7 protein-coding genes are annotated in these 6224 nt (G+C 46.5%); 5 read left to right on the top strand and 2 right to left on the bottom strand.

Annotated features, from left to right (window positions below; all coding sequences use genetic code 11):
* Positions 1-151 precede the first annotated feature (151 nt).
* Both P2Q00_RS50415 and P2Q00_RS50410 read left to right on the top strand, forming a co-directional pair.
* Positions 152-448 (top strand): ATP-grasp domain-containing protein, encoded by a 297-nt coding sequence (locus P2Q00_RS50415; RefSeq protein WP_082140804.1) that lies wholly within the window; start codon positions 152-154, stop codon positions 446-448.
* On the top strand, positions 427-942 hold the full coding sequence (locus tag P2Q00_RS50410; protein ID WP_048014406.1) for a phage tail tape measure protein: 516 nt from the start codon (positions 427-429) through the stop codon (positions 940-942). Before P2Q00_RS50415 ends, P2Q00_RS50410 begins: the two co-directional genes overlap by 22 nt.
* Before the next feature lie 1358 nt (positions 943-2300).
* Here P2Q00_RS50410 and P2Q00_RS50400 read toward each other — a convergent pair.
* The gene (locus P2Q00_RS50400) at positions 2301-3161 is read right to left on the bottom strand and encodes a broad-spectrum class A beta-lactamase TEM-116 (protein ID WP_000027050.1); all 861 of its coding nucleotides are present in this window, start codon (positions 3159-3161) and stop codon (positions 2301-2303) included.
* A gap of 610 nt (positions 3162-3771) precedes the next feature.
* Between P2Q00_RS50400 and P2Q00_RS50395 the strand changes: the two genes are divergently transcribed.
* Positions 3772-4212 carry a terminase gpA endonuclease subunit gene (locus P2Q00_RS50395; RefSeq protein WP_438802393.1) on the top strand — a complete coding sequence of 147 codons (441 nt, stop codon included), beginning with the start codon at positions 3772-3774 and terminating at the stop codon, positions 4210-4212.
* Between the two features lie 424 nt (positions 4213-4636).
* Entirely contained in the window at positions 4637-5512 is an 876-nt protein-coding gene (locus P2Q00_RS50390; protein ID WP_048468260.1) for a phosphoribosylaminoimidazolesuccinocarboxamide synthase, read from the top strand.
* A gap of 31 nt (positions 5513-5543) precedes the next feature.
* Here P2Q00_RS50390 and P2Q00_RS50385 read toward each other — a convergent pair whose 3' ends face one another.
* Positions 5544-6110, bottom strand: a complete 567-nt coding sequence (locus P2Q00_RS50385) for a C-terminal helicase domain-containing protein (protein WP_048468261.1) — start codon at positions 6108-6110, stop codon at positions 5544-5546.
* 19 nt (positions 6111-6129) lie between these two features.
* Here P2Q00_RS50385 and P2Q00_RS51070 point away from each other — a divergent pair.
* Positions 6130-6224: hypothetical protein (locus P2Q00_RS51070; RefSeq protein ID WP_369293702.1), on the top strand; the 95-nt coding region annotated here is incomplete at its 3' end.

Genomic DNA, 6224 nt, shown 5'->3' with positions numbered 1-6224 from the left:
CACCTGTCCTACGAGTTGCGTGATAAAGAAGACAGTCATAAGTGCGGCGACGATAGTCATGCCCCGCGCCCACCGGAAGGAGCTGACTGGGTTGAAGGCTCTCAAGGGCATCGGTCGAATCGGATCCCGGGCCCGTCGACTAGGCCTGAAAATGCAATCAACTTTTCCCGGTTGTGGTATATTTGGTGTGGAAATGTTCTATTTAGAAACAGGGGAATTGCTTATTAACGAAATTGCCCCAAGGCCTCACAACTCTGGACATTATACCATTGATGCTTGCGTCACTTCTCAATTTGAAGCTCATTTGAGATCAATATTGGATTTGCCAATGCCAAAGAATTTCACATCTTTCTCCACCATTACAACGAACGCCATTATGCTAAATGTTCTTGGAGACAAACATACAAAAGATAAAGAGCTAGAAACTTGCGAAAGAGCAAAGGCCTGAAGTCCGGCTGGAGTGAGTGGGAAGAGAGCGCCACGGACAGTATGTCGCAGGTAAAAAGTGCAGCCACGCAGACCTTTGATGGTATTGCACAGAATATGGCGGCGATGCTGACCGGCAGTGAGCAGAACTGGCGCAGCTTCACCCGTTCCGTGCTGTCCATGATGACAGAAATTCTGCTTAAGCAGGCAATGGTGGGGATTGTCGGGAGTATCGGCAGCGCCATTGGCGGGGCTGTTGGTGGCGGCGCATCCGCGTCAGGCGGTACAGCCATTCAGGCCGCTGCGGCGAAATTCCATTTTGCAACCGGAGGATTTACGGGAACCGGCGGCAAATATGAGCCAGCGGGGATTGTTCACCGTGGTGAGTTTGTCTTCACGAAGGAGGCAACCAGCCGGATTGGCGTGGGGAATCTTTACCGGCTGATGCGCGGCTATGCCACCGGCGGTTATGTCGGTACACCGGGCAGCATGGCAGACAGCCGGTCGCAGGCGTAGGCCTGCATGCAAGCTCCTTCTGGGGCCGGACGGCATGACATCGCTGCGCGAATATGCCGGTTATCACGGCGGTGGCAGCGGATTTGGAGGGCAGTTGCGGTCGTGGAACCCACCGAGTGAAAGTGTGGATGCAGCCCTGTTGCCCAACTTTACCCGTGGCAATGCCCGCGCAGACGATCTGAGCTTGGCGTAATCATGTCATAGCTGTTTCCTGTGTGAAATTGTTATCCGCTCACAATTCCACACAACATACGAGCCGGAAGCATAAAGTGTAAAGCCTGGGGTGCCTAATGAGTGAGCTAACTCACATTAATTGCGTTGCGCTCACTGCCCGCTTTCCAGTCGGGAAACCTGTCGTGCCAGCTGCATTAATGAATCGGCCAACGCGCGGGGAGAGGCGGTTTGCGTATTGGGCGCTCTTCCGCTTCCTCGCTCACTGACTCGCTGCGCTCGGTCGTTCGGCTGCGGCGAGCGGTATCAGCTCACTCAAAGGCGGTAATACGGTTATCCACAGAATCAGGGGATAACGCAGGAAAGAACATGTGAGCAAAAGGCCAGCAAAAGGCCAGGAACCGTAAAAAGGCCGCGTTGCTGGCGTTTTTCCATAGGCTCCGCCCCCCTGACGAGCATCACAAAAATCGACGCTCAAGTCAGAGGTGGCGAAACCCGACAGGACTATAAAGATACCAGGCGTTTCCCCCTGGAAGCTCCCTCGTGCGCTCTCCTGTTCCGACCCTGCCGCTTACCGGATACCTGTCCGCCTTTCTCCCTTCGGGAAGCGTGGCGCTTTCTCATAGCTCACGCTGTAGGTATCTCAGTTCGGTGTAGGTCGTTCGCTCCAAGCTGGGCTGTGTGCACGAACCCCCCGTTCAGCCCGACCGCTGCGCCTTATCCGGTAACTATCGTCTTGAGTCCAACCCGGTAAGACACGACTTATCGCCACTGGCAGCAGCCACTGGTAACAGGATTAGCAGAGCGAGGTATGTAGGCGGTGCTACAGAGTTCTTGAAGTGGTGGCCTAACTACGGCTACACTAGAAGAACAGTATTTGGTATCTGCGCTCTGCTGAAGCCAGTTACCTTCGGAAAAAGAGTTGGTAGCTCTTGATCCGGCAAACAAACCACCGCTGGTAGCGGTGGTTTTTTTGTTTGCAAGCAGCAGATTACGCGCAGAAAAAAAGGATCTCAAGAAGATCCTTTGATCTTTTCTACGGGGTCTGACGCTCAGTGGAACGAAAACTCACGTTAAGGGATTTTGGTCATGAGATTATCAAAAAGGATCTTCACCTAGATCCTTTTAAATTAAAAATGAAGTTTTAAATCAATCTAAAGTATATATGAGTAAACTTGGTCTGACAGTTACCAATGCTTAATCAGTGAGGCACCTATCTCAGCGATCTGTCTATTTCGTTCATCCATAGTTGCCTGACTCCCCGTCGTGTAGATAACTACGATACGGGAGGGCTTACCATCTGGCCCCAGTGCTGCAATGATACCGCGAGACCCACGCTCACCGGCTCCAGATTTATCAGCAATAAACCAGCCAGCCGGAAGGGCCGAGCGCAGAAGTGGTCCTGCAACTTTATCCGCCTCCATCCAGTCTATTAATTGTTGCCGGGAAGCTAGAGTAAGTAGTTCGCCAGTTAATAGTTTGCGCAACGTTGTTGCCATTGCTACAGGCATCGTGGTGTCACGCTCGTCGTTTGGTATGGCTTCATTCAGCTCCGGTTCCCAACGATCAAGGCGAGTTACATGATCCCCCATGTTGTGCAAAAAAGCGGTTAGCTCCTTCGGTCCTCCGATCGTTGTCAGAAGTAAGTTGGCCGCAGTGTTATCACTCATGGTTATGGCAGCACTGCATAATTCTCTTACTGTCATGCCATCCGTAAGATGCTTTTCTGTGACTGGTGAGTACTCAACCAAGTCATTCTGAGAATAGTGTATGCGGCGACCGAGTTGCTCTTGCCCGGCGTCAATACGGGATAATACCGCGCCACATAGCAGAACTTTAAAAGTGCTCATCATTGGAAAACGTTCTTCGGGGCGAAAACTCTCAAGGATCTTACCGCTGTTGAGATCCAGTTCGATGTAACCCACTCGTGCACCCAACTGATCTTCAGCATCTTTTACTTTCACCAGCGTTTCTGGGTGAGCAAAAACAGGAAGGCAAAATGCCGCAAAAAAGGGAATAAGGGCGACACGGAAATGTTGAATACTCATACTCTTCCTTTTTCAATATTATTGAAGCATTTATCAGGGTTATTGTCTCATGAGCGGATACATATTTGAATGTATTTAGAAAAATAAACAAATAGGGGTTCCGCGCACATTTCCCCGAAAAGTGCCACCTGACGTCTAAGAAACCATTATTATCATGACATTAACCTATAAAAATAGGCGTATCACGAGGCCCTTTCGTCTCGCGCGTTTCGGTGATGACGGTGAAAACCTCTGACACATGCAGCTCCCGGAGACGGTCACAGCTTGTCTGTAAGCGGATGCCGGGAGCAGACAAGCCCGTCAGGGCGCGTCAGCGGGTGTTGGCGGGTGTCGGGGCTGGCTTAACTATGCGGCATCAGAGCAGATTGTACTGAGAGTGCACCATATGCGGTGTGAAATACCGCACAGATGCGTAAGGAGAAAATACCGCATCAGGCGCCATTCGCCATTCAGGCTGCGCAACTGTTGGGAAGGGCGATCGGTGCGGGCCTCTTCGCTATTACGCCAGCTGGCGAAAGGGGGATGTGCTGCAAGGCGATTAAGTTGGGTAACGCCAGGGTTTTCCCAGTCACGACGTTGTAAAACGACGGCCAGTGCCAAGCTTGCATGCCTGCAGGTCGTTTACCTTACCGAAATCGGTACGGATACCGCGAAAGAGCAGATTTATAACCGCTTCACACTGACGCCGGAAGGGGATGAACCGCTTCCCGGTGCCGTTCACTTCCCGAATAACCCGGATATTTTTGATCTGACCGAAGCGCAGCAGCTGACTGCTGAAGAGCAGGTCGAAAAATGGGTGGATGGCAGGAAAAAAATACTGTGGGACAGCAAAAAGCGACGCAATGAGGCACTCGACTGCTTCGTTTATGCGCTGGCGGCGCTGCGCATCAGTATTTCCCGCTGGCAGCTGGATCTCAGTGCGCTGCTGGACTCTAGAGGATCCCCCTTCTTCAGCGCTTTAAATGACATTGTTTCGTTTCTCTATGTTTGGTATCGGTTCTTCTTCTTCTTCAAAAAAAAGGGGGGCACTATTCAAAAAAAAATATTATAACAGTATGATTTTTTTCCCTCTCCCGTCGATTGAGGTTTTTTTTTCTCTTTCGTCTTGGTCTTTTGCTTTTCACTCCAAAAATGGAAACACGCGCGGCTCAACTCGAAATCCGTGATCAAAAAAATAAAGGCTGTGAGTTTCGAGCCAATAATTATGAATTAGTGGTATTTTTTTTAAAGATAAATAATCAAGAATCGCATTAGGGAGACGAATATGCGTTATTCAAATAAAAAGACAATTCTTTTAGGGTAGCATTTCCCTTCAAGTTCATCCCACATGTACATTAATGTCAATGATGTCGCAGAAGTTAAATTAGCAGAAGAAAAAAAAAATGTGAATTACTCCGAGTCAACTCTTCTTTCTCTTCTTCTTTTTCTTCTTTATCACCATAATCACCACCACCACCACCACCACCAGCTCCCAGATGACTTCAACTAACTTAGAAGGAACTTTCCCATTGATTGCCAAAGGTAAAGTCAGAGATATTTACCAAGTTGACGACAACACTCTTTTATTCGTTGCTACTGATAGAATTTCCGCATACGATGTGATTATGTCTAATGGTATCCCAAATAAAGGTAAAATCTTAACCAAATTGTCTGAATTCTGGTTTGATTTCTTGCCAATTGAAAACCATTTAATCAAAGGAGACATTTTCCAAAAATATCCTCAACTAGAACCATATAGAAACCAATTGGAAGGCAGATCCTTACTGGTTAGAAAATTGAAATTGATCCCTCTTGAAGTTATTGTTAGAGGTTACATCACCGGTTCCGGCTGGAAAGAATACCAAAAATCTAAAACCGTCCACGGTATTCCTATTGGTGATGTGGTTGAATCACAACAAATCACTCCTATCTTCACCCCATCCACTAAAGCAGAACAAGGTGAACATGATGAAAATATCACCAAAGAACAAGCTGACAAGATTGTTGGAAAAGAATTATGTGATAGAATTGAAAAAATTGCTATTGATTTGTACACCAAAGCCAGAGATTACGCTGCCACTAAAGGAATTATTATCGCTGATACTAAATTTGAATTTGGTTTAGATGGTGACAACATCGTTCTTGTTGACGAAGTTTTAACTCCAGATTCTTCCAGATTCTGGAATGCTACTAAATACGAAGTTGGTAAATCTCAAGACTCTTACGATAAACAATTTTTGAGAGATTGGTTAACTTCTAATGGTGTTGCTGGTAAAGATGGTGTTGCTATGCCTGAAGACATTGTCACTGAAACCAAGAGCAAATACGTTGAAGCTTACGAAAATTTAACTGGTGACAAATGGCAAGAATAAATTAAGGATATCTATTATTAAAGCTTTCTATTTATCCCAAACTTTCGTAGTATTTTCTGACATGTTCAGATGTTTTTACTTTATCTTTCCTGAAATTTTTGATTTCTAACCGACTCTTGCATGTAGCTCTTGATAATGCAACATATGCTTGACCATTAGCAAAACTTCTACCTAAATCTATTTTGACTCTGTCCAAAGTTTGACCTTGAGCTTTGTGGATCGACATCGCCCACGACAAGATCAATGGAAGTTGTTCTCTGACTAACTCGTTCCCAGTATTTTCAAAACTAGACGTGGTACTTTTTTGTCCAGCTTTTTCAATCTTAAACTCTTCCTTTTCCACCATAACCACTTGTTTACCTCGTCCAGTAATACTAAAATTGACTACCGGTAATACTGTAGATTCGAATTCTTGACTAGCTAGATGACAACATGATTGAATGAAACTTTGTCGTTGCAATGGAATATTGTCGAAAAATGCTTTCTCTTGATCGGTAAAACCACCAGATTCGCCGATTCTATTACATACGAACCTCATTTCAGCAAGCGCCGCCTGGTCTTCCGCATCAATATACACATATTGTTCCAAAAACTTCATATAAAGTTTACGGGTAGCCATAGGGTACCGAGCTAGACCTAACAGAAAAGTAGGTCACATAAATATTATTGCCACCAGTATGGCGGAAAGTGAACAAAGGCTGAACTACAATAC

This window comes from Streptomyces coacervatus (assembly GCF_029223485.1).
In the GTDB taxonomy this organism is placed as follows: Bacteria; Actinomycetota; Actinomycetes; order Streptomycetales; family Streptomycetaceae; genus Streptomyces; species Streptomyces coacervatus.
Note: the sequence above shows the minus strand (reverse complement) of the source record. Positions and strands in the feature narration are given on the sequence as shown.